The organism is Dietzia sp. NPDC055343, assembly GCF_053645265.1.
In genome coordinates this window covers 1-3,025 of sequence record NZ_JBSHMJ010000080.1, presented here as the reverse complement: position 1 = coordinate 3,025, position 3,025 = coordinate 1, and the positions used below count along the sequence as shown (strand labels likewise).

Here is a 3,025-nt window from a genome sequence, read left to right as displayed (position 1 = left end):
TTCCGTTTGACGGCGGGTTCGACCCACAGTGCGCGCGGACACTTGTAGCGGGCGATCTCCTTGCGGGCGTACTCGTTGAGTTCCTCGATCGGCGGGCAGGTGCCGTCGCGGGTCTGGAGGACGGCGGCGACCTGCTGGCCCATCCGCTCGTGCGGAACACCGATCACCAGCGCGTCGTACACGTCCGGGTGGGTCTTGAGCGCTGCCTCGACCTCTTCGGGGTGCACCTTCTCGCCACCGGTGTTGATGGACACCGAGCCACGGCCGAGCATGGTGACGGTGCCGTCTTCCTCGACGCGGGCGTCGTCGCCGGGGATCGCGTAGCGCTTGCCGTTGTAGGTACGGAAGGTCTCGGCGGTCTTGGCCTCGTCCTTGTAATAGCCCAGCGGGATGTGCCCGGTTCGCGCCACCTTGCCGATGACCCCGGATCCGGGCTGGACCTCGTTGCCGTCGTCGTCGAGCACGGTGGTCTCGCCGTCGATCATCACACGGGGACCACCGGTGTGGTTCTTGCCCTTCTCGGCGGTGGAGAGGCCCGAGAATCCGGTCTCGGAGGAGCCGATCGCGTCGGAGAGCATGAGGTTGGGGAATGCGTCGACGAACTGGTCCTTGACGGAGGGCGAGAGCAGGGCCGCGGACGAGCCGATATAGAGCAGGCTCGAGGCGTCGTACTTCTCGGGGTCCCAGGCCTCGATCATGGGGCGGGCCATGGCGTCGCCGGTGATGAACATGAGGTTGATCTTGCGGTCGGTGATGGTCTGCCACACGGCCTCGGCGTCGAATTCGGGGACGAGCACGCTGGTGTGGCCGGCGAACAGGGCCATGAGGATGGCCCACTGGGCGCCGCCGTGGATGAGCGGCGGGAGTGCGGCGCGGACCAGGACGCCGCCGTCGACGGCATTGTTGGCGAGCTCCCACTCGTCGGCGACCTTCTCGCCGGTGAGGAAGTTGATGCCGCCGCCGAGGACCATGAACACGTCTTCCTGCCGCCACACGACGCCCTTGGGGAAGCCGGTGGTTCCGCCGGTGTAGAGCATGTAGATGTCGTCGTTGGAGCGTTCGCCGAAGTCGCGCTCGGCGGACTGCGCGGCCAGCGCGTCCTCGTAGTGGGAGACGGTGACGCCGACGGGGACCTGCGGGTCGGGGCCGTCGGTGCCGTCCTCGACCAGCACCACGTGGGTGACTCCCGGGGTCTGCGGGAGGGCCTCGGCGAGGACGTCGGTGTAGCGACGTTCGACGACGACGACAACGCTGTCCGAGTTGTTCAGCAGATACTCGAGTTCGGGCGCGACGTAGCGGAAGTTGACGTTGACCATGACCGCGCGGAGCTTGAAGATCGCGACCATCGCCTCGACGGCTTCGATGGTGTTACGGCTGTAGACCGCGACCTTCCCCTCGGGGCCCACGCCGACCGATCGGAGGTGGTGCGCGAGGCGGTTTGCGCGCTCCTCCAGTTCGCGGAATGTCAGGACCCGGTCACCCTGGACCAGGACCTCGCGGTCCGGCACGCGATCGACGCTGTGCTCGACAAGATCTCCGATGGTGTAAGCCATGCCACCAAAGTAGAACGTGTTACCGTCCCGTGGTGAGTGTTACTTGAATCTCACTTCGACCAGTTTTCCCAGGAGGCTCCGTTGACCAGCGCCGTCACGCCCGAGGACCAGCACCTGCTCACCGAGCGGCGCGGTCATGTCCTGATCGTCACGATGAACCGGCCCGAGGCGCGCAACGCCCTGTCGGGGCCGATGATGCGCGGCATGGAGGCCGCCTGGGACCTGGTGGACTCCGACCCGGAGATCCGGGCGTGCATCCTCACCGGTGCGGGCGGTTTCTTCTGCGCCGGTGCCGATCTCAAGGCCATGAACAAGGACGCCCCGGGCGACAAGTTCGCCGGCGGCGGCTGGGACCTGACCAAGCTCCCCGCACTGCTCAAGGGGCGCCGGTTGAGCAAGCCGCTCATCGCCGCGGTCGAGGGCCCGGCCATCGCCGGCGGCACCGAGATCCTGCAGGGCACCGACATCCGGGTGGCTGGACGTTCGGCCAAGTTCGGCGTCTCCGAGGCGCGCTGGGGCCTGTACCCGCTGGGCGGCTCGGCCGTGCGGCTGGTTCGTCAGATCCCGTACACCGTGGCGATGGAGGTCCTCATGACCGGCCGCCACCTCTCCGCCGAGGAGGCCGAGCGCTTCGGGCTGATCGGCCACGTGGTGGACGACGGCTCCGCGCTGGACAAGGCCCTGGAGATCGCCGAGCTGATCGCCGCCAACGGGCCGCTCGCGGTGCAGGGGATGATCGAGACCATCCGCCGCACCGAGGGCATGCACGAGGAGGAGGCCTTCACGATCGACGCCGAGGTGGGCGGCCGCGTGTTCGCCTCCGCCGACGCCAAGGAGGGCCCGCGGGCTTTCGCCGAGAAGCGCAAGGCCGAGTTCCGGGGGGAGTAGCCCACCCCCTCCCCCAGTTGCAAGACATCACCCCGCAGCTGCCTGACCACAGTTGCGAAATCCAGCGAACTTTTCGACCAGGATGTCGGGCAACCGGGGCGCCCTGTCTTGCAGCTGGGGCGGGGCGGGGCCGCCCACTGGGCAACCCCGCCCCTCGAAGCTCGAGTGCCTCAGAGCTTGAGCCGCGTCCGCAGTTTCATCGCGCCGAAGTACATCGACGCCTGCTTCTTCTTGTCCGGCCCGAACGGCGGCACCATGAAATCGGCGGCGGAGTAGTCGAACGAGTGCAGAGCCACGGCCCGCTCGTGCGTGAAGGTCCGGAAACCGTAATGGCCGTGGTACGAGCCCATGCCGGAGTTCCCGACGCCGCCGAACGGGATGGCGGAGGAGACCATGCCGATGCCGAAGTCGTTGCCGTAGATGTTGCCGGAGCGGGTGCGGTCGGCCACCGTCTCGAACCGCTCGTTCTTCTCGCCGTACCAGTACAGAACGAGCGGGCTGGGCCGGTCGTTGATGTACCGGATGGCCTCGTCGATGCTCGAGTAGCGGAACACGGTGAGGACGGGGCCGAACACCTCGTCGGA

Annotated in this window: 3 protein-coding genes; 1 reads left to right on the top strand and 2 read right to left on the bottom strand. The window is 67.6% G+C overall.

From position 1 onward, the window contains the following. On the bottom strand, positions 1-1,553 hold a 1,553-nt coding region (locus tag ACWIE7_RS18275), incomplete at its 3' end, for an acyl-CoA synthetase (RefSeq protein ID WP_454070202.1). An 81-nt stretch (positions 1,554-1,634) separates the two neighbouring features. Here ACWIE7_RS18275 and ACWIE7_RS18270 point away from each other — a divergent pair. Next, a complete protein-coding gene (locus ACWIE7_RS18270; protein WP_454070201.1) occupies positions 1,635-2,441 on the top strand; it encodes a crotonase/enoyl-CoA hydratase family protein in 807 nt (268 codons plus the stop codon). A gap of 170 nt (positions 2,442-2,611) precedes the next feature. Here ACWIE7_RS18270 and ACWIE7_RS18265 read toward each other — a convergent pair. Beyond that, on the bottom strand, positions 2,612-3,025 hold a 414-nt coding region (locus tag ACWIE7_RS18265; protein ID WP_454070200.1), incomplete at its 5' end, for an aldehyde dehydrogenase family protein.